The following is an 18,567-nucleotide window of genomic DNA, read 5'->3' as shown; positions in this document are numbered from 1 at the left end:
CTCAGCTGGGGAACTGCCTGCGCTTGACCTGCGGCTTCGGCAGCCGGATGATGCGCATCTGCATGGCGCGCATCGCCGCGTACCAGCGCACACCGCGCTCGACCTTGCTCGCGCCGAACTTCTCACCGAGCTTTCTGCGCACCAGGAAGCCCAGGAATACCGCGTCGATGACGGCGATGATGAAGAACGCCCAGAGCAGCAGGATTCCGTACACCTGGAAAGCCTGGTTCGGAATAAAGGTGAGCACTATCACGAGCAGCATGATGGGGATCATCAGCTCGCCCACGTTGTAGCGGGCATCCACGTAGTCACGCACGTAACGGCGCTGGGGCCCCTTGTCGCGCGCCGTCAGGTAACGGTCGTCGCCGGCCGCCATGCCCACGCGGGCCTTCTCGCGTACCGACGCTGACTGCGCGCGGGCCTGCTTGGCCGCTTCTTTGCGGTCGTTGGGCACGAGGGGCCGTTTACGTGCGGCTTCCTGTTCCTTGCGCGTCGGGGTGGCATGGCCTTTGCCGGCCAGCCGATCCGCCGTCTGCTGTGCGGTCTCGATCACCGGTTCGTCGGAGGCGTTCGAGCCCGGTGCGCTGGAATCTGGAGTCGTTTGTCGCTTTGCCACGGTAGGTCCTCAATTGTCGTCCGCTTAAGATTACCTGCATGAGTACTGACGAAGAGACCCCCGACCCGTCTGCGCGCATCGCCGATGCGACCGCACCCGAGAACACTCGTGAGAACACAGTTGAGAGCACCGTGCGTCGCCTTGTGCTGGAGTCTCTGCCCGCCTCCATCGCGGATCTGAGCGCCCTGGTGCGTATTCCGTCCGTTTCCTGGGCGGCGTTCGATGAGGCAAATGTCGCAGCCAGCGCGGATGCCGTTGCCTCCCTGCTGCGCGACACGGACGTCTTCGAATCGGTCACCGTCACGCGCGCCCCGATCGCGGGAGGGCCCGAGCTTGGCCAGCCCGCCGTTCTCGCTACGCGGGCGCCCCGTGCCGGTCGCCCCACCGTGATGCTCTACGCACACCACGACGTGCAGCCGCCCGGCAACGACGAGGACTGGGAATCGGCACCCTTCGAGCCGACCGTGCGCGGCGACCGTCTCTACGGTCGCGGCGCCGCAGACGACAAGGCCGGAGTCATGGCGCACGTCGCGTCGATCCGGGCGCTTGCGACGGCGCTCGGCGACGAACTCGATCTCGGCCTCGCGGTCTTCATCGAGGGGGAGGAGGAGTTCGGCTCCCGCTCCTTCGCCGCCTTCCTCGAGGCCAATCGCGATGCGCTGCGCGCCGACGTGATAGTGGTCGCCGACTCAGACAACTGGGATATCGACACGCCCGCTCTCACGGTGGGGTTGCGGGGCAATGTCACGCTGCGCCTGAGCGTGCGCACACTTGAGCACGCCTCGCATTCGGGAATGTTCGGCGGTGCAGTGCCCGACGCCATGCTCGCCATGGTGCGGCTGCTGGCCACCCTGCACGGGCCGGACGGATCCGTTGCCGTCGACGGTCTCACCGACTATGACGGAGAGACCCCCGCGTACGACGAGGCCAAATTGCGCGAGGAGGCCGCCCTGCTCGACGGCGTCAGCTCCATCGGCTCTGGTCCGGTCCTCGGCCGCATCTGGTCGAAGCCCGCCATCACCGTGACAGGAATCGACGCGCCCAGCGTGGCGAACGCATCCAATACGCTCTCGCCGGCCGTCTCAGTCAAGATCAGTGCGCGCATCGCACCCGGCCAGGCGGCCACCGCCGCGTTCGCCGCCATCGAGCGTCACCTGCACGCGAATGCACCGTTCGGCGCGCACATCGAGATCGACGATGTCGACACCGGGGACCCGTTCCTGGTCGACACCAGCGGCTGGGCCGTCACCGAGGTGAAACGGGCGATGGCGGATGCCTGGGGCCGGCCGGCCGTCGAGACCGGCATCGGCGGCTCCATCCCGTTCATCGCGGATCTGGTGCGCGTCTTCCCCGAAGCGCAGATACTCGTGACGGGCGTCGAAGACCCGGACACGCGCGCGCACAGCCCGAACGAGTCCCTGCACCTGGGAGTTTTCAAGCGGGCCATCCTGAGCGAGGCCCTGCTGCTGGCCCGCCTGAACAAGAGGTCATCGGGCACCACGGCTGTGTCTCTGGAATGAACGCGGTGTTTTCAAAGCTGTACGAGATACAATCGACGGAGATTTCCACTCGCGAGTTGATCGCGTCACTTCCATAGGAGAGTCATGACAGACACACTCACCGCAACGAAGCCACACGGCGTCGGCCTCACCGACACCGCGGCGGGCAAGGTCAAGAGCCTGCTGGAGCAGGAGGGTCGCGACGACCTGCGTCTGCGTGTCGCGGTTCAGCCGGGCGGATGCTCCGGTCTCATCTACCAGCTCTATTTCGACGAGCGCATGCTCGACGGTGATGCGGCGGTCGACTTCGACGGCGTCGAGGTTATCGTTGACAAGATGAGCGTGCCGTACCTCGACGGCGCCACGATCGACTTCGAAGACACGATCCAGAAGCAGGGCTTCACCATCGACAACCCGAACGCGTCGGGCAGCTGCTCCTGCGGCGACAGCTTCAACTGAGCCAAGGTTTTCACCGGCGCAACGCGCCAGCCGTAAAGGCGACCATCGAGAAGTGATGGTCGCCTTTACGCGTTTTACAACACGGAAAACCCGCGTAAAAAGGGCGATTTAATGCCTCGGCACGCCTCAAAGAGGCGCTGACACCTTCTCGAACGCAGTAAGCTGATGAGTGTTCGGATGGCCGGAACTGGCTGTTCAAGAGTCTCTCGAAAGGTCACCGGTGCGCCATAATCGTCGTCTCCGATGGGCTGCTATTCCGGTCGCAGCTGTACTGGCATTCGTTCTGGCTGGGTGTACGCAAGCCCAGTTGAACGGTTTCCTCCCCGGTTTCGTGGAGGGCGAGAAGCCCGTCACGAACCACACCGCGCGTGTCGCAGGTCTGTGGGTGACCTCATGGATCATCCTGCTGATCGTGGGCTGCATCGTCTGGGGCCTCATCATCTGGACCGTCATTGTCTACCGGCGCCGCAAGGGCCAGACCGGGCTTCCTGTACAGCTGCGGTACAACATGCCGATCGAGATCTTCTACACGATCGTGCCGCTGATCCTCGTTCTCGGCTTCTTCTCCTTCACCGCTCGTGACCAGAGCGCCATCGAGAAGCCATACGCGCATCCCGATGTTGAGATCTCGGTCTTCGCCAAGCAGTGGTCGTGGGACTTCCAGTACACGAGTGACGGCGCATACGCACCCGGCATCCAGGCACAGCCCGACGACAAGAATGCCAAGAAGGGCACCGTCATCGAGGCCGAGCTTCCGACGCTCTACCTGCCGGTCGACAAGAAGATCACCATCGACCTGCAGTCGCGTGATGTGATTCACTCTTTCTGGGTTCCCGCCTTCCTGTACAAGAAAGACATGTTCCCCGGCAAGGTGAACAAGATGTACCTTGAACCTCTGCGCATCGGCACCTACGCCGGCAAGTGCGCCGAGTTGTGTGGCGAGTATCACTCAGCGATGCTCTTCAACGTCAAGGTGGTCTCGCAGGCAGACTATGACGCGTACATCCAGGGCCAGAAGGCCAAGGGTTACGAGGGAAAGCTCGGAACGGACTACAACCGCAACCAGAACCTTCCCGGCACGAGCGCGCCGACGGCAAGCAACGAGTAGGGGCAGAACCATGAGCACCACGACAGCACCGGCCCCCGCAGCTCCGAAGACCACGACCCCGCCGCAGCCGACGGGTTCGCGTTCGGTGCAGCACAAGGGCAACATCATGGTCGGCTGGATCACCTCCACCGATCACAAGACCATCGGGTACATGTACCTGATCACCTCCTTCCTGTACTTCTGCCTCGGCGGCGTGATGGCGCTGATCATCCGCGCCCAGCTGTTTGAGCCGGGCCTGCACATCGTGGCGACCAAGGAGCAGTACAACCAGCTGTTCACGATGCACGGCACGATCATGCTGCTGATGTTCGCCACACCGCTGTTCGCTGGCTTCGTGAATTTCATCATGCCGCTGCAGATCGGTGCACCGGATGTCGCGTTCCCGCGGCTGAACGCACTCGCGTACTGGTTCTACAGCTTCGGCAGCCTCATCGCCGTAGCCGGGTTCCTCACTCCCCAGGGAGCGGCATCCTTCGGCTGGTTCGCCTACGCGCCGCTCTCGTCGACGACATTCTCGCCGGGGGTCGGAGGAAACCTCTGGGTGCTGGGGCTCGGGCTCTCCGGGTTCGGCACGATTCTCGGTGCCGTCAACTTCATCACCACCATCATCACGATGCGTGCGCCCGGCATGACCATGTTCAGAATGCCGATCTTCACGTGGAATGCGCTCATCACCTCCATTCTCGTGTTGATGGCGTTCCCGGTGCTCGCTGCCGCTCTGTTCGGCCTCGCCGCCGACCGGGTGTTCGACGCGCATATCTTCGACGCCGCAACCGGGGGAGTTCTGCTCTGGCAGCACATGTTCTGGTTCTTCGGGCATCCGGAGGTCTACATCATCGCGCTGCCGTTCTTCGGCATCGTTTCAGAGGTGTTCCCTGTCTTCAGTCGAAAACCCGTTTTCGGCTACAAGACCCTGGTCTATGCCACCATTTCGATCGCCGCACTGTCGGTCACGGTCTGGGCGCACCACATGTATGTCACCGGCTCGGTGCTGCTGCCGTTCTTCTCGCTGATGACCATGCTCATCGCCGTTCCAACGGGTGTGAAGATCTTCAACTGGCTCGGCACCATGTGGCGGGGCTCCATCACATTTGAGTCGCCGATGCTCTGGGCGATCGGATTCCTGGTCACCTTCACCTTCGGTGGTCTCACCGGTGTGATCCTCGCCTCGCCGCCGCTCGACTTCCACGTGTCTGACACCTACTTCGTCGTCGCGCACTTCCACTATGTGGTGTTCGGAACCGTTGTCTTCGCCATGTTCAGTGGCTTCTACTTCTGGTGGCCGAAGTGGACCGGCAAGATGCTCAACGACACCCTCGGCAAGTGGCACTTCTGGCTGTTGTTCATTGGTTTCCACACCACGTTCCTCATCCAGCACTGGCTGGGCGTCATAGGCATGCCGCGTCGCTATGCGACCTACTCGCCGCAGGACGGCTTCACGTGGATGAACCAGGTCTCGACCATCGGCGCGATGATTCTCGGCCTGTCGATGATCCCGTTCCTGCTCAACGTGTATCTCACCTCACGCAATGCGCCGAAGGTGACAGTCAACGACCCGTGGGGCTACGGCCGTTCGCTCGAATGGGCGACCAGTTGCCCGCCGCCGCGACACAACTTCACGTCTATTCCGCGTATCCGCAGCGAGTCCCCGGCGTTCGACCTGAACCACCCTGAGGCGGGCATTCCGCTCGGCATTGGTGCGGGCAGGGATGCGCCCGATGGCCCGGTTGTCGACGTTGAGAGCCGGAAGGTGAAGTGAGATGAGAGTCAACGCCAACGTTTTCTGGATCATCATGGTCTTCTTCTTCGTCTCAGACGCGCTCTATACCGTCTGGAGCCTCATCGAGACGGGGTACGTTGAGTGGGTCGGCACGGTTGCGCTGGGGCTCACCGGCATACTCGGGGCCTTCCTGGGCTTCTACCTGAGCCGCACGCACGCGGCCCAGGGCGGCGAACTGCCCGAGGACCGCATCGACGGCAACATCGATGACGGCGACCCCGAAATGGGCTTCTTCAGCCCGTGGAGCTGGTGGCCGTTGCTGCTGAGCATCGGCGCGGCACTCGTCGTACTCGGCATTGCCGTCGGATTCTGGATCGCCTTCATCGGGGTGGCGTTCACGCTGATCTGCCTCGTGGGCTGGACCTACGAGTACTACCGCGGCTACCACGCGCGTTAAGGCCGGGCTCCGCTCGCACGCGTAGCGCGCCGTTGTGGTGTCTCATCCAAGACGTGTTCTATCGACGGCGTAGCCGCAGCACGTCCACAGAGGCCGTGATCGGCCCGCTGAGAGGTTGAATCACTGCTCCCGCTTGGTGGTGCGCGCTCGGTCCCATGGCAAGCACAGCGTCGACCTCGGCGCCCGAGAGATCCATATCGAACTCGACCGACCGAACCTCGTCAACGACGAATGACTCCTCCATATCGGATGCCACCTGGGCGGCCTTGCCTGCGGGCACGGTGAGCGCCCGCCCGGAGCTCTGCAGTTGATGCAGGTGTCGGGCGGTAGGCACCACGCAGAGCACAACGCCCTGGGGCGCGAGAATCCGTTTGAACTCGCTCGGGTTGCGCGGTGCGAAGACGTTGAGCACAATCGTGGCTGCCGCGTCGCGAATGGGCAGCGGCTGCCAGACATCCGCTACCAGTCCGTCGGCGTTGGTGTGCCGCACGGTGCGCGCCACGGCAGCGGGGGAGAGGTCGGAGGCGAGCGCGGTCGTTCCCGCAGTGGAGCTCAGCAGACCGGCGAGATAGTGCCCCGTTCCGCAGCCGAGATCGACGATACGGTCGTTGTCGCGCCCCGTCGCCAGAGAGACGAGCGTGGCGAGGATCGGGTCGTACCAGCCGGCCCCGAGAAACGCTTCGCGCGCGTCGAGCATAGCCGGGTTGTCGCCGATCATCTTCGGCGACGATGACGACAACAGGGAGATGTAACCCCGCTTGTTCACGTCGAAGCGGTGTGCGTTCTCACAGCCGAGAACGAGGGAATCGAGCGCGTCGAGCGGGGCGAGACACGTCGGGCACCTCAGCCACTGCGCCAGTGAAGCGAGTGTCATCGGTGCCCGACGTGTTGTGTGTTGCTGACCGGCCGCTAGTGGTGGCCGTGGCCATCCTCGATTTCACGCTGCGAAACCGGGTGGATGCGATCCTCGAAGAACCAGCGCGAGAGTGACGCGCGCAGACGGTTGGCACCCGTGATCTGACCGCGCTTGTTGGGGCGCAGCATGAGTGGCTGGTAGCCCTCGTAGCTCACCAGGCGCCAGCGCTCATAGTCGGAGACCTGCTCGTGCACCTCGATGAACTCGCCACCGGGCAACCGCACGATGCGGCCGGACTCGTAACCATGCAGCGCTATCGACCTGTCCTTCTTCTGGAGCGCGATACAGATGCGCTTGGCGATGAAGAACGCGATGAACGGTCCAAGGATGACTATGGCCTGCAGGGAGTGTATGACTCCCTCCATGGTCAGCTTGAAGTGCGTCGCGATGATGTCTGAGCTGGCTGCGGCCCAGAGCCCCGCGTAGAAGGTGACACCGGCCGCGCCGATCGCCGTGCGCGTCGGAGCGTTGCGCGGGCGATCGAGAATGTGGTGCTCCCGCTTGTCGCCGGTGATCCATGCCTCGATGAAAGGGTAGATCATCACGGTGACGATGAAGCCACCGAGCACTACGAGCGGCACGATGATGTTGAACGACCAGGTGCGTTCGAGCCAGACGAATTCCCAGTCCGGTGGAATCAGGCGCAGCGCACCGTCGGCGAAGCCGATATACCAGTCGGGCTGGGTGCCAGCCGAGACCGGCGAGGGGTCGTACGGCCCGTAGTTCCAGATCGGGTTGATCGTGAAGAGCGAGGCGATCAAGGCGATCACACCGAACACGATGAAGAAGAATCCACCGGCCTTCGCCGCATAGACGGGCAGCACCGGGTAGCCGACCACGTTTTGCTGCGTGTTGCCGGGGGCCGCGTACTGCGTGTGCTTGTGGATGACCACGAACATGAGGTGCAGGGCAATGAAGGCAACCACGAGCGCCGGCAGCAGCAGGATATGCAGCGTATAGAGGCGCCCGACTATCGCCGTGCCGGGGAACTCTCCGCCGAACAACAGGAAGGAGATCCAGGTTCCGACGAGCGGAATGCCCTTGACCATGCCGTCAATGATGCGCAAGCCGTTGCCGGAGAGCAGATCGTCGGGCAGTGAGTAACCCGTGAAGCCCTCGGCCATGGCCAGAATGAAGAGCACGAAGCCGATCACCCAGTTGAGCTCGCGCGGCTTGCGGAAGGCTCCCGTGAAGAAGATCCTCAGCATGTGCAGCCCGATCGCGGCCACGAACAGCAATGCAGCCCAGTGGTGGATCTGACGCATGAGCAGGCCACCACGAATATCGAACGAGATATTCAGCGTCGAGTTCATCGCCGCAGACATGTCGATGCCCTTGAGCGGGATGTAGGAGCCGTTGTACACGACTTCAGCCATGGACGCCTGGAAGAAGAACGTCAGGAAGGTACCCGTGAGAAGAATGACGACGAAGCTGTAGAGGGCCACCTCGCCGAGCAGGAACGACCAGTGATCGGGGAAGATCTTGCGACCAAACTCCTTGACGGCGCCCGAGATGCTCGTGCGGTCTTCAAGATAGTTGGCGGCTGCGGCCGTGAAACCGCCCTTCGCGGGCGCCTTCTCCACGGTGGTGGTTGAGTCTACGGTAGTTGAGGTGCTCAATGGCGCTCCCAGAAGCTCGGACCGACTGGCTCGGTGAAATCACTGCGTGCAATGAGGTAGCCGTCGGCATCCACCGTGATGGGTAGTTGGGGCAGCGGGCGTTTGGCGGGGCCGAAGATCACCTTTGCCTCGTGCGTGATGTCGAACTGCGACTGGTGGCAGGGGCACAGCAGGTGGTGGGTCTGCTGTTCGTACAGTGCCACGGGGCAGCCGACGTGCGTGCAGATCTTGGAGTACGCGACGATGCCGTCGTAATTCCAGGTCTTGCGCGAGGGGGAGACGTGCAGGTCTTTCGGCTCCAGCCGCATGAGCAGCACCGCAGCCTTGGCCTTCTCCTCGAGCCTGTCTTCCTTGTCGTTCAGCCCTTCGGGGATGACGTGGAAGACCGAGCCGAGCGTGACATCCGCCGCCTTGATCGGCGTTCCGGAGGGATCGACCGTCAGGCGCGTGCCCTTCTTCCACATGGTGTGCTCGAGAAGCCTGGACGGGTCTTCAATCTGCGGCCCGAAACCGCGGAAGAGCACGACGGCCGGGAGCGGGAAGGCAACCAGGGCGCCGATAAGGCTGTTGCGAATGAGGGTGCGCCGACCGAAGCCAGACTCCTCGTCAGCCTGCTGGAAGATCTCGACCGCGCGGGCCGTTGTCTCCTCGGAGCCGCGCACCGGGTGGCGAACGTCGATGCCTTCTTTGTCGGCCATGAGGGCCTTGCCCCAGTGCACGGCGCCAAAGCCCAGGGCCAGCAGAGCAAGCGTGATGCCGAGCCCCATGAACAGCGTGTTGAGCCGGACATCGGCGATGTTGTCGGACTCGATAGGGAAGAGCATGTATGCGGCGATGGCCCAAATGCTGCCAACGATCGAGAGATAGAACAGCGTGTAAACGGTGCGCTCGGCACGCAGTCTCTTCTTGGGATCTTTGTCGGTCACCCGCGCGCGGTGGGGAGGGAAGCCGGGGTTTTCCACGGCATCGCTGACGACGAGTGCCGTTCCGGCGTCGCCCGTTCTGGCGTGTTCGACGGCCGACGAGTCGGCAGCGGTCAGTTCCTTACCGCTGTTATCGTCCTGTGCCATTGTTCTCCTTTTCGCGCTGTGTCACGACTCGTGTGCCGGTCAATTCGATTTCGCCGTAATCCACACGGTCAGGGCCACGACAGTGCCGAGGCCGAAGATCCAGAGGAAGAGTCCCTCGGCGACGGGGCCGAGCGATCCGAGCTCGAATCCACCCGGGGAGGGATTGTCCTGGATGAACTTGAGGTAGGTGATGATGTCGCGCTTGCCGTCGGGCGTGATGTTCAGGTTGTTGAAGACGGGCATGTTCTGCGGGCCGGTAACCATGGCCTCGTAGATGTGTGCGGCCGAAACGCCCTTCAGTGACGGGGCGAACTTGCCCTCGGTCAGCGCGCCGCCGGCACCGGCAACGTTGTGGCACATGGCGCAGTTGACCCGGAAGAGCTCGCCGCCGTTGGCCGCGTTACCCTTGCCATCGAGCACCGAGCCCTCGGGAATGCCGGGGCCGGGGGCGAGTGAGGCGACATACGCGGCAAGCGCCTTGACGTCCTTGTCGGTGAACTGCGGCGGCTTCTCCTCGGCCTGCGGGCCCTGCATGGCCATCGGCATGCGGCCGGTGCCCACCTGGAAGTCCACAGCGGCAGCGCCGACGCCGATCAGGCTCGGCCCGTTGTCTGTGCCTTCTGCAGAGAGGCCGTGGCAGGTGGCGCAGTTCGCCATGAACAGCTTCTTGCCGTGATCGACCGTCTGCTGGCTGACCGCCGTGTCAGCGGATGCCGATGTCGAGTTGAATGCGGTGTAAGCGCCACCGGTGACGCCGAGACCTATAGCGATCAGGGCGAGGGTAGCAAGAGGGTGGCGCCGGCCGGTCTTTCGACGTGCTCGTGCCGGGGACTGCGTATTCGCGCGCATGGTGGTGTGGCCTGCTCCTGATTCCTATTTGAGAACGTAGATGACCAGGAAGAGCCCGATCCAGACGACGTCGACGAAGTGCCAGTAATACGAGACGACGATGGCACTGGTCGCCTCCTTGTGTCCGAAGTGCTTGACGGCGAAGGCGCGGCCGATGACAAGAAGGAACGCGATGAGCCCGCCGGTGACGTGGAGGCCGTGGAATCCGGTGGTGATGTAGAACGCTGAGCCGTAGGCGTTGGAGCTCAACGAGATTCCCTCGCTGACAAGCGTCGCGTACTCCATGATCTGGCCGGAGACGAAGATGGCCCCGAGCGCATAGGTGAGGGTGAACCACTCGACCATGCCCCACTGGCTGGGCTTCCACCCCGTCGAACGCGCCTGCAGCCGCTCTGCCGCGAACACACCGAACTGGCAGGTGAACGAACTCGACACCAGAATCAGCGTGTTCACAAGCGCGTATGGCACATTGTGATGAGCGGTCTCGGCAGCCCACAACTGGGGAGCCGTCGACCGAAGCGTGAAGTAGATGGCGAAGAGACCGGCGAAGAACATGACTTCGCTGCCGAGCCACACGATAGTGCCAACCGCGACCACATTGGGCCTGTTGATCGATGGCGCGCTCGCCGATGGGGATATTGAGGTGCTTGTCACGTCTCCATTATGGCCGATATCGCGGTCGGGTTTGGTCACTGACGGGGCCAGTCTCGAACGAATGAGTCACGATGGCCGTCATTTCCGCCGCTGACACGGGTGTTTCCCGCATCGCGGGCGGTGGTGACTGTGAAGCCGTCGATAGGATTACGGGCATGGCGGATCAGCAGACGTGGCCCTCGATCATCACGGCGCTTCTCGAGCGCGAAGACCTCAGTGTTGCGGATGCGGCCTGGGCGATGGACCAGGTGATGACCGGCAGGTCGACGGATGCGCAGCTCGCGGCTTTTCTCGTGGCGTTGCGTGCAAAGGGCGAGACGGTCGACGAGATCGTCGGCTTCCGTGACGCGGTCCTCGAGCACGCCGTTGCGCTTCCGGTCGATTCGATGGCACTGGACATTGTCGGTACCGGTGGCGACCGCTTCGGAACCGTGAATATATCCACCACAGCGTCGATCGTTGCCGCGGCATCCGGTGTGCCCGTCGTCAAACACGGCAATCGGGCGGCGAGTTCATCGTCGGGTTCATCGGATGTTCTGGCTGCGCTGGGCATCGACCTCTCGTTGCCGGGGGAGCGGGTCGCGGAAGTGTTCGAGAAGGTGGGCATCACCTTCGCCTTCGCCTCGTATTTTCACCCCGGATTCGGCCATGCCGGCAACGTTCGCAGGGAGTTGGGCATCCCGACGGTCTTCAACTTCCTGGGGCCGCTCTGCAATCCGGCCCGACCGGAGGCATCCGCCGTCGGTGTGGCCCAGCTCGATCGAGTTCCGCTTTTCGTGGGGGTGTTTCAGACCCGCGGTGCCGCTGCACTCGTGTTTCGCGGCGACGACGGCCTCGACGAGCTCTCCACAACGGGCCACAGCCACGTGTGGGAGATTTCGCGCGGCCTGGTCACCGAGCACGACATCGATCCCCGCGATCTTGGCCTGAAGCGGGCGAAGATCGACGATCTGCTGGGCCGAGACGCCGCATACAACGCCTCGGTCGTACATGATGTGCTCGCCGGTGAACACGGGGCCGTTCGCGACATCGTGCTGCTGAATGCGGCGGCAGGACTCGTGGCCTTCGACCTCGCATCGAATCCAAACCAGGTGCAGGACTCGATACTGGATCGATTCCGCGGGAAGATTGCGGTAGCGGCCGAAGCAATCGATTCGGGCGCAGCGGCAACGAAGCTCGCCGAGTGGGTCGCCGCAACCCGATAACCGACACGAGGAGGGGTTTCGATGAAGAAGCTCATCAATGATCCACGGCACGTCGTGAGCGAATCGCTCGCCGGATTCGGCGTCGCCCACGCCGACATCGTCAGGGTCGAGGGCGATCCGGAATACGTGGTGCGCAGCAACGCGCCTTCAGCCGGAAAGGTGGCGCTGGTCAGCGGAGGTGGCAGCGGCCATGAGCCACTGCACGCCGGCTTCGTGGGCACAGGGATGCTGGATGCTGCCGTGCCCGGCGACGTCTTCACCTCACCGACGCCCGACCCGATTCTCGCGGCAACGCGCGCCGTGAACTCGGGCAAGGGCGTGCTGCACATCGTGAAGAACTACACCGGTGACGTGCTGAACTTCGAGACGGCGGCGGAATTCGCGGGCGCGGACGGCATCGTGGTGCGTTCGGTGCTCGTCGAAGACGATGTCGCCGTGCAGGATTCGCTCTATACCGCCGGGCGTCGCGGCGTGGCGGGCACCCTCGTTGTGGAGAAAATTGCCGGAGCCGCGGCCGAACGCGGTGACGATCTCGATGCGGTGGCCGCTCTCGCGACGCGCGTCGCGGCCGAGACCCGTTCCATGGGTGTCGCGCTGCGGGCCGGAACCGTGCCCTATGCCGGAGTGCCAGGCTTCGAGATCGGTGAAGACGAGATAGAGCTGGGCGTCGGCATCCATGGCGAACCCGGTCGTGCCCGCATCGCGCTGGAGCCGGTGGATGGCATCGTCGACAAGCTGCTGGAGCCGATCATCAGCGATATTCCGTTCGCATCGGGTGATCGCGTGCTGCTGTTCGTCAACGGCATGGGAGGCACCCCGCTCTCGGAGTTGTACATCGTCTACCGCCGTGCCGCCGAGGTGTTGGCCGAGCAGGGTATCGAGGTGGTGCGCAGTCTCGTCGGCAACTTCGTGACTTCGCTGGAGATGCAGGGGGCATCCATCACGGTCTCGCGCTTCGACGACGAGTTGCTCACGCTCTGGGACGCGCCCGTTCACACCGCCGCTCTTCGCTGGGGACTGTAGGAAGGCAATTACATGACACTCGACGCCACCTGGACACGGCGCTGGCTTCAGCGCTCCGCGGAGGTCATCGCTGAGCATCGTTCTGAGCTCGGCGCTCTTGATCGGGAGATCGGTGATGGGGACCACGGGGAGAATCTCGACCGTGGTTTCACCGCCGTGCTCGCCCAGATTGAAACCCTGCCATCGGATGCGACGCCGGGCGCGCTCTTGCGCGCCTCGGCGATGTCGCTGATTTCCAAGGTCGGGGGCGCGTCGGGGCCGCTGTATGGCACCGCGCTACTGAAGGCATCCGAGGCCGTCGGCGACGCAAGCTCCCTCGATGCCGCTGGCGTCGTTGCGCTGTTGACCGGCGCACGCGACGGCATCGTGCTGCGCGGCAAGGCCGAATCGGGTGACAAGACCATGGTGGATGCCTGGACGCCGGCCGTGGACGCAGCCGCGGCTGCTGCGGCTGCCGGAAAGACGCCGGCCGAGACGTTCGCGGCGGCGGCCGAGGCCGCCGTTGCGGGAGCGGCCGCGACAGAGCCCCTGGTTGCGCACAAGGGGCGCGCGAGCTATCTGGGGGAGCGCGCCATCGGCCATCGTGACCCCGGCGCACAATCGACGGCGCTGATTCTCACGGCGGCGTCGGACACGGCACAGGCGGCCTGAGGTGGCGACCGTCACTTCTCGGGTCGGCATCGTCTTCGTCTCACACAGCGCGAAGATTGCCCACGGACTGGTCGAGCTTGCTCGTCAGATGGCGCCGGAGGTCGCGCTCGAAGCGGCCGGAGGAAGCGACGACGACGGCATCGGCACGAGCCTGGAGAAGATCCAGGCGGCTATCACTGCGGCCGACTCGGGCGACGGCGTCGTGGTGCTCTGCGATCTCGGTTCGGCGGTCATGACGGCCGAATCCGCCATCGACTTTCTCGACGGTGGGCAGTCCGCGCGTGTGCGTCTTGCGGATGCACCGCTCGTGGAGGGCGGGGTGGCCGCCGCCGTGTCGGCGGAGACCGGGGGATCGCTGGAGGGCGTGCTGGCTGCGGCAGAGTCGGCCGCCGGGCCTGCGGCCGGTTCAGTGGCTGGTTCTGGGGGCGAGGCGGCGGGCGCCGGGGCCGGCGCGATTGCCGCGCCGGAGGCATCCGGCTCGCATTTCTCGCGTTCAGTGACCCTGATAAACAGGGACGGGCTGCACGCACGCCCCGCCGCCGAATTCGTGCGGCTTGCGAGCACCTTTGATGCGCGCGTGACGGTGAACGGCAAGGACGCGAAGAGCCTGCTGGGCATCATGGCGCTGGGGCTCACGGTGGGCACGACCGCCGAGATTGCGTCGGACGAGCCCGGGGGAGCGGAGGCGGTCGCCGCCCTCGCCGACCTCATCGAATCGGGCTTCGGCGAAAAGGGCTAGGGGAGGGGCAGGACGATCCCGCCTTGCCGCGTTGCCGTCACCTCGCCCGCAAACCACGCCTCGCAGAAGGTCTGTCTGCGAATCGGCATGGTGGATGTTGGACTGACTGACGCGTACTACAACACGTCGTGTGCACTGTTTGTGACGCAGCGGCTGGCCGCGCCCGACGTGGAGTGAAAGGATCTGAGCATGACCGTGCCCAACCCTGCCGAATTCAGCGCAGCCTGGGTGAAGGCCTGGAATGCGCACGATGTTGAAGCGGTGTTGAGCCACTTCCACGACGACGTGGTCTTCACCTCGCCCGTTGCGGCGCAGTTGATCGAGGCAAGCCGCGGCACGCTGCGCGGCAAGACCGAGCTTCGACACTACTGGGTCGAAGGCCTCGCGCTGATTCCCGATCTGCACTTCACCGTCGAGAACGTCTACGCGGGGCTGGATGCGATCGTGATCAACTACCGCAACCAGAAGGGCAATCTCGTCAACGAGGTTCTCATCTTTGACGACGGCCTCGTCGTCGAGGGCCATGGCACCTATCTCAGTGGCGACGAGAACCCCGCCGGCGCGAGGGAACGTTGAGAATGGTGACGGCACTGATCTGCGTGGACGTGCAGAAGAACATGCTCGAAGGGGATACCGCGGTGCCGGACGTGCCATCGGTGAGCCGCGAGCTCTCGTCGCTGCTCAAGCGAGCACGTGCCGCCGGCTCACCCATCGTGCACGTGCAGAACGACGGGGGAGCGGGCGACCCGGACGAGCCGGGAACGCCCGGGTGGGAGCTGGTCTGCGCGGTGCAAACCGGTGAACGCGTGGTTCGCAAGGACCAGCCGAACACCTTCGCATCGAATCCGGATCTCGCGGGCTGGCTGCGCGAGCAGGGCGTCGACACCGTCGTCGTCGCCGGCATGCAGAGCGAGTTCTGCGTCTCGGCCACGAGCCTGGCCGCCATCGATGCGGGCTTCACAACGGTGCTCGCCTCGGGAGCCCACGTCACCTATGACACCGAGCGGCCAGCCCGTGACATTGCCACGGATGTCGAGCGCGCGGTCGCCGTCTTCGGCGGCCTTGTGCGCGAAGCCGCCGACATCCAATTCTGAGTTGCGAACGTGCGCAGTGAATCGGGACTACCCCGCAACGCGGGGCCTGTGAGTTCGTCGGCACGCGCGGACGCGCCCCGAACAAGATTGGTGATGCCGATGCCGCGCTCCCGGAGATGGGCGACATCATCCGCGGCGAATCCTGACGAGGCATTGATGCGCCTGTCGACGATGCCGGCGCGGTAGAGCGCCGGATAGAAACGGTTGCTTCCGCCACCGAAGTGCGCCTGCACCGCTATCGTGCGCAGGCCCGGGTTGATGCCGACGAACAGAAGCCGGATGTCGGTGCCGAGCAGATCGGGCAACATTTTGCCGCGAAACGAATCCAGTTCACTGCGCGAGAAACCCACCATTGCACAGTAAGCCCTGAACTGGACATGGTGTGGCTGAGGCGTCGATCCACATCGGCCTGCCCATGCGGAACATCCCGGACGGTCATGGTGTTCTATTCTCTGGATGCGGAGACGAGCCGATGCGGCAGACTGAGAGTCACCGTGGCCGTCGAAGCAAGCGACACGAAGAGGAGAGCACGATGACAGGAAAAACAGAGACCGCGATCCTCGCTTCCGGATGTTTCTGGGGGGCGCAGCAGCTGTTGCGCAGGCGGCCGGGCGTGATCTCGACGCGCGCGGGATACTCCGGCGGCGATACGCCGAACGCGACGTATCGCAACCACGGAGACCACGCCGAATCGGTGGAAATCGTCTTTGACCCTGAGCAGATCTCATTTCGAGAGGTGTTGGAGTTCTTCTTCCAGATACACGACCCGTCGACGAAGGATCGTCAGGGCAACGACATTGGCAGGAGCTATCGTTCGGCGATCTTCTATACGAGCGATGAGCAGAAACGAGTGGCAGAGGAGACTATCGCCGATGTCGACGCATCCGGTCTCTGGCCGGGCGCCGTCGTGACCGAGGTCGCCGCGGCCGGGCCGTTCTGGGAGGCGGAGGAAGAGCACCAGGACTACCTCGAGAAGTATCCGGCCGGGTACACCTGCCACTACGTGCGACCCGACTGGAAACTGCCGCACCGCCCGGAGACGTCCGCATCCGGATCGTCGCGCTGATGTGGAGCGGCTCGCTCTGAGCCCTCGCCGAACGGTTTACGGACTTCTGGCGTTGGCCGCATAACGAGAACCCGGGATGTCGGCCGAGGGAGGGGCGGGTTACGTGGTTCTCGCTGGTTGCCAACAGATGACTTGACATAATGTACATTATCAGCAAAGCGGAACCACTGCGGGAAGTGGGGTGAGAGTTCCCTCACTCTTCGATGGCCGGGAGCATACTGGAACGGTAACGAGGAGGCGCGGCGCCATGCATACACAAGCCCGGCGTCCGTTCGCCGGGATGGTCATCGGCGCCGCCGGCTTTGGTGTGAGCGCGGTTATCGCGTTGCTGTCGTACATTGGGCTCGGAGCTCTTCGCGCACGCTCGTCCGCCCGGGCGGGCAGCGGCCTGACGATACCCGAACACGCCGTGCGCTACGGCGATGAACACCCCGGCGAGGCTTTGCATTTCGCCGTGCTCGGTGACTCGCTGGCGGTCGGACTGGGCGCGGAGAACGGTTCTGAGACCGTCGGCGCGATTCTCTCTCGGCGACTGGCCAGTGAGCTCGCCCGACCCGTCGCCGTGCATAACACGGCCGCCGTGGGCGCCGTGAGCAGCGATCTTCGTGCGCAGATCGTCGCGCTCTCCCAGATCGATGCTGACCCCGAGGTGGCCCTCATCGTGATCGGCAGCAACGATGTACTGCACCTGGTGCGAGTAGATCGTTCCGCGCGTCAGATCTTCCGTGCCGTCGTCGATCTGCGGCGTATGGGTGCGCGTGTGGTCGTCGCCACCTGCCCGGATCTCGGGACCGTGCGCGCACTGTTCCAGCCGCTGCGAATGCTGGCTCGCGGCGCAAGCAGGCGGCTCGCGCGGGCTCAGACCATTGTCGTGCTGCAAGCCGGTGGCCGACCGGTGCCGCTGGGCACGACCCTCGGCGCGGTGTTCTCGCACCGTTATCGCAGTATGTTCTCCGTGGACCACGTGCACCCCTCTCCCCTGGGCTATGCCCGGGCGGCGGCCGTGCTGTTCCCGAGCATCCGCAGCGCAGCTGAAGACGACATTCGCCGAGAAAAGCACTGAGCCGCTGGCGACAATATCGGCGCGGCGGGTGTCGTTCGGAGCCCCCGCCTCGCGGAGCGCTAACCTGACGCTCACGTCATCCGTTGTGTTCCCTGCCGGCTCACCGGCCTGCAGTACCTCTCAAGAGCATTGTCTCGACAGAAAGGCTTCACATCATGTCCGAACAGCAGTCTGGCCCGCACTCGGCCTTCGATCTTTCCCTCGATGCGAGAAACCTCACGACGTCGGCGGTCAACGCGGTTCGTTCCGCGCTGGGAATCACCGGCGTCATCGGTTTGATTCTCGGAGTGATGGTTCTGGTCTGGCCCGGCTCGACCCTGGTGGGGATCGGCATACTCTTCGGCCTCTACTTCGTGATCTCCGGCGTCATTCGTGCAGGTGTCGGCATCTTCGCCCATGGGCTCAGCGCGGGTCTGCGTGCGCTGGACATCATTCTCGGGCTGCTCCTGATCGTCGGCGGGGTCGTCGCACTGAAGAACATCGCGCTCACCCTTGTGCTGCTGACCGCGGTGGTCGGCATCGGCTGGATCATCGAGGGAATCGTCGCGCTCGTCGAGGGCGGGCGATCACAGTCCAGGGCTCTGACGGTCACCCTGGGCATTCTCAGCGTGATTGCCGGCCTGGTGCTGCTGGTTCTTCCCGTCGCATCGATCGCCGTGATGGTCTTCTACGGCGGAATCGCCCTGGTCATTCTGAGCGTCGTTCAGATCGTGCGCGCCTTCACGTTCGGGCGCGCCGCCGAGAACTCGACCAACTGAA

21 protein-coding genes are annotated in these 18,567 nt (G+C 64.1%); 14 read left to right on the top strand and 7 right to left on the bottom strand.

The window, feature by feature from the left end; genetic code table 11:
• Position 1: 1 nt before the first annotated feature.
• A complete protein-coding gene (locus tag ASC63_RS13780) occupies positions 2 to 616 on the bottom strand; it encodes a DUF3043 domain-containing protein (protein WP_055814467.1) in 615 nt (204 codons plus the stop codon).
• A gap of 38 nt (positions 617 to 654) precedes the next feature.
• Here ASC63_RS13780 and ASC63_RS13775 point away from each other — a divergent pair, with 38 nt between their 5' ends.
• The 5 genes from ASC63_RS13775 (at position 655) to ASC63_RS13755 (ending at position 5,859) form a co-directional block, all read left to right on the top strand.
• On the top strand, positions 655 to 2,136 hold the full coding sequence (locus ASC63_RS13775) for a dipeptidase (RefSeq protein ID WP_055814464.1): 1,482 nt from the start codon (positions 655 to 657) through the stop codon (positions 2,134 to 2,136).
• Between the two features lie 84 nt (positions 2,137 to 2,220).
• Positions 2,221 to 2,574, top strand: a complete 354-nt coding sequence (erpA, locus tag ASC63_RS13770; RefSeq protein ID WP_055814461.1) for an iron-sulfur cluster insertion protein ErpA — start codon at positions 2,221 to 2,223, stop codon at positions 2,572 to 2,574.
• Positions 2,575 to 2,794: 220 nt separating this feature from the next.
• Positions 2,795 to 3,682, top strand: coding sequence for an aa3-type cytochrome oxidase subunit II (ctaC, locus tag ASC63_RS13765; RefSeq protein ID WP_055814458.1), 888 nt, complete (start codon positions 2,795 to 2,797; stop codon positions 3,680 to 3,682).
• Between the two features lie 106 nt (positions 3,683 to 3,788).
• Positions 3,789 to 5,441 carry an aa3-type cytochrome oxidase subunit I gene (ctaD, locus tag ASC63_RS13760; RefSeq protein WP_235492332.1) on the top strand — a complete coding sequence of 551 codons (1,653 nt, stop codon included), beginning with the start codon at positions 3,789 to 3,791 and terminating at the stop codon, positions 5,439 to 5,441.
• Position 5,442: 1 nt separating this feature from the next.
• A complete protein-coding gene (locus ASC63_RS13755; RefSeq protein ID WP_055814452.1) occupies positions 5,443 to 5,859 on the top strand; it encodes a cytochrome c oxidase subunit 4 in 417 nt (138 codons plus the stop codon).
• 58 nt (positions 5,860 to 5,917) lie between these two features.
• Here ASC63_RS13755 and ASC63_RS13750 read toward each other — a convergent pair whose 3' ends face one another.
• The 5 genes from ASC63_RS13750 to ctaE are packed head-to-tail and all read right to left on the bottom strand — an operon-like array spanning position 5,918 to position 10,967.
• The gene (locus ASC63_RS13750; protein WP_055814449.1) at positions 5,918 to 6,733 is read right to left on the bottom strand and encodes a putative RNA methyltransferase; all 816 of its coding nucleotides are present in this window, start codon (positions 6,731 to 6,733) and stop codon (positions 5,918 to 5,920) included.
• A gap of 35 nt (positions 6,734 to 6,768) precedes the next feature.
• Entirely contained in the window at positions 6,769 to 8,394 is a 1,626-nt protein-coding gene (gene qcrB, locus ASC63_RS13745) for a cytochrome bc1 complex cytochrome b subunit (RefSeq protein WP_055814447.1), read from the bottom strand.
• Positions 8,391 to 9,464, bottom strand: coding sequence for a cytochrome bc1 complex Rieske iron-sulfur subunit (gene qcrA / locus ASC63_RS13740; RefSeq protein ID WP_055814444.1), 1,074 nt, complete (start codon positions 9,462 to 9,464; stop codon positions 8,391 to 8,393). The genes qcrB and qcrA overlap by 4 nt, the downstream gene beginning before the upstream one ends.
• A gap of 39 nt (positions 9,465 to 9,503) precedes the next feature.
• Positions 9,504 to 10,313, bottom strand: a complete 810-nt coding sequence (qcrC, locus tag ASC63_RS13735) for a cytochrome bc1 complex diheme cytochrome c subunit (RefSeq protein ID WP_055814441.1) — start codon at positions 10,311 to 10,313, stop codon at positions 9,504 to 9,506.
• Positions 10,314 to 10,337: 24 nt separating this feature from the next.
• Positions 10,338 to 10,967, bottom strand: a complete 630-nt coding sequence (ctaE, locus tag ASC63_RS13730) for an aa3-type cytochrome oxidase subunit III (RefSeq protein WP_268765176.1) — start codon at positions 10,965 to 10,967, stop codon at positions 10,338 to 10,340.
• 155 nt (positions 10,968 to 11,122) lie between these two features.
• On the opposite strand from ctaE, the gene trpD reads away from it, so the two are divergent.
• The 6 genes from trpD (at position 11,123) to ASC63_RS13700 (ending at position 15,679) form a co-directional block, all read left to right on the top strand.
• Positions 11,123 to 12,172: an anthranilate phosphoribosyltransferase gene (gene trpD, locus ASC63_RS13725; RefSeq protein WP_055815590.1), complete on the top strand. Its 1,050-nt coding sequence runs from the start codon at positions 11,123 to 11,125 to the stop codon at positions 12,170 to 12,172.
• Positions 12,173 to 12,193: 21 nt separating this feature from the next.
• The gene (gene dhaK / locus ASC63_RS13720; protein ID WP_055814438.1) at positions 12,194 to 13,195 is read left to right on the top strand and encodes a dihydroxyacetone kinase subunit DhaK; all 1,002 of its coding nucleotides are present in this window, start codon (positions 12,194 to 12,196) and stop codon (positions 13,193 to 13,195) included.
• A gap of 12 nt (positions 13,196 to 13,207) precedes the next feature.
• Positions 13,208 to 13,846 carry a dihydroxyacetone kinase subunit DhaL gene (gene dhaL, locus ASC63_RS13715; RefSeq protein ID WP_055814435.1) on the top strand — a complete coding sequence of 213 codons (639 nt, stop codon included), beginning with the start codon at positions 13,208 to 13,210 and terminating at the stop codon, positions 13,844 to 13,846.
• A 1-nt stretch (position 13,847) separates the two neighbouring features.
• Complete coding sequence (gene dhaM / locus ASC63_RS13710; protein ID WP_055814432.1) at positions 13,848 to 14,585, top strand: dihydroxyacetone kinase phosphoryl donor subunit DhaM; 738 nt, start codon at positions 13,848 to 13,850, stop codon at positions 14,583 to 14,585.
• 189 nt (positions 14,586 to 14,774) lie between these two features.
• The gene (locus ASC63_RS13705; protein WP_055814430.1) at positions 14,775 to 15,161 is read left to right on the top strand and encodes a nuclear transport factor 2 family protein; all 387 of its coding nucleotides are present in this window, start codon (positions 14,775 to 14,777) and stop codon (positions 15,159 to 15,161) included.
• Between the two features lie 2 nt (positions 15,162 to 15,163).
• Entirely contained in the window at positions 15,164 to 15,679 is a 516-nt protein-coding gene (locus ASC63_RS13700; RefSeq protein WP_055814427.1) for an isochorismatase family protein, read from the top strand.
• Here ASC63_RS13700 and ASC63_RS13695 read toward each other — a convergent pair.
• Entirely contained in the window at positions 15,577 to 15,987 is a 411-nt protein-coding gene (locus ASC63_RS13695) for a uracil-DNA glycosylase family protein (protein WP_235492331.1), read from the bottom strand. The two genes, ASC63_RS13700 and ASC63_RS13695, sit on opposite strands and share 103 nt — an antisense overlap.
• 224 nt (positions 15,988 to 16,211) lie before the next feature.
• On the opposite strand from ASC63_RS13695, the gene msrA reads away from it, so the two are divergent.
• The 3 genes from msrA (at position 16,212) to ASC63_RS13680 (ending at position 18,566) form a co-directional block, all read left to right on the top strand.
• A complete protein-coding gene (gene msrA, locus ASC63_RS13690; RefSeq protein WP_055814421.1) occupies positions 16,212 to 16,745 on the top strand; it encodes a peptide-methionine (S)-S-oxide reductase MsrA in 534 nt (177 codons plus the stop codon).
• 247 nt (positions 16,746 to 16,992) lie between these two features.
• Positions 16,993 to 17,808, top strand: coding sequence for an SGNH/GDSL hydrolase family protein (locus ASC63_RS13685; RefSeq protein WP_082487619.1), 816 nt, complete (start codon positions 16,993 to 16,995; stop codon positions 17,806 to 17,808).
• A gap of 155 nt (positions 17,809 to 17,963) precedes the next feature.
• The gene (locus ASC63_RS13680; protein WP_055814415.1) at positions 17,964 to 18,566 is read left to right on the top strand and encodes an HdeD family acid-resistance protein; all 603 of its coding nucleotides are present in this window, start codon (positions 17,964 to 17,966) and stop codon (positions 18,564 to 18,566) included.
• Position 18,567 lies beyond the last annotated feature (1 nt).

The organism is Leifsonia sp. Root112D2 (genome assembly GCF_001424905.1).
Taxonomy (GTDB): domain Bacteria; phylum Actinomycetota; class Actinomycetes; order Actinomycetales; family Microbacteriaceae; genus Root112D2.
This window is presented reverse-complemented; position numbering and strand designations above follow the sequence as displayed.

Bases quoted from the DNA above. Each gene is read 5' to 3' on its own strand.
- ASC63_RS13705 (WP_055814430.1), top strand. From the start codon at position 14,775: ATGACCGTGCCCAACCCTGCCGAATTCAGCGCAGCCTGGGTGAAGGCC.
- qcrA (WP_055814444.1), bottom strand. From the start codon at position 9,464: ATGGCACAGGACGATAACAGCGGTAAGGAACTGACCGCTGCCGACTCG.
- erpA (WP_055814461.1), top strand. From the start codon at position 2,221: ATGACAGACACACTCACCGCAACGAAGCCACACGGCGTCGGCCTCACC.
- dhaK (WP_055814438.1), top strand. From the start codon at position 12,194: ATGAAGAAGCTCATCAATGATCCACGGCACGTCGTGAGCGAATCGCTC.
- qcrC (WP_055814441.1), bottom strand. From the start codon at position 10,313: ATGCGCGCGAATACGCAGTCCCCGGCACGAGCACGTCGAAAGACCGGC.
- ASC63_RS13775 (WP_055814464.1), top strand. From the start codon at position 655: ATGAGTACTGACGAAGAGACCCCCGACCCGTCTGCGCGCATCGCCGAT.
- ASC63_RS13700 (WP_055814427.1), top strand. From the start codon at position 15,164: ATGGTGACGGCACTGATCTGCGTGGACGTGCAGAAGAACATGCTCGAA.
- ASC63_RS13755 (WP_055814452.1), top strand. From the start codon at position 5,443: ATGAGAGTCAACGCCAACGTTTTCTGGATCATCATGGTCTTCTTCTTC.
- ASC63_RS13695 (WP_235492331.1), bottom strand. From the start codon at position 15,987: ATGTTGCCCGATCTGCTCGGCACCGACATCCGGCTTCTGTTCGTCGGC.
- ctaD (WP_235492332.1), top strand. From the start codon at position 3,789: ATGGTCGGCTGGATCACCTCCACCGATCACAAGACCATCGGGTACATG.
- msrA (WP_055814421.1), top strand. From the start codon at position 16,212: ATGACAGGAAAAACAGAGACCGCGATCCTCGCTTCCGGATGTTTCTGG.
- trpD (WP_055815590.1), top strand. From the start codon at position 11,123: ATGGCGGATCAGCAGACGTGGCCCTCGATCATCACGGCGCTTCTCGAG.
- ASC63_RS13680 (WP_055814415.1), top strand. From the start codon at position 17,964: ATGTCCGAACAGCAGTCTGGCCCGCACTCGGCCTTCGATCTTTCCCTC.
- ASC63_RS13750 (WP_055814449.1), bottom strand. From the start codon at position 6,733: ATGACACTCGCTTCACTGGCGCAGTGGCTGAGGTGCCCGACGTGTCTC.
- dhaL (WP_055814435.1), top strand. From the start codon at position 13,208: ATGACACTCGACGCCACCTGGACACGGCGCTGGCTTCAGCGCTCCGCG.
- ASC63_RS13685 (WP_082487619.1), top strand. From the start codon at position 16,993: ATGCATACACAAGCCCGGCGTCCGTTCGCCGGGATGGTCATCGGCGCC.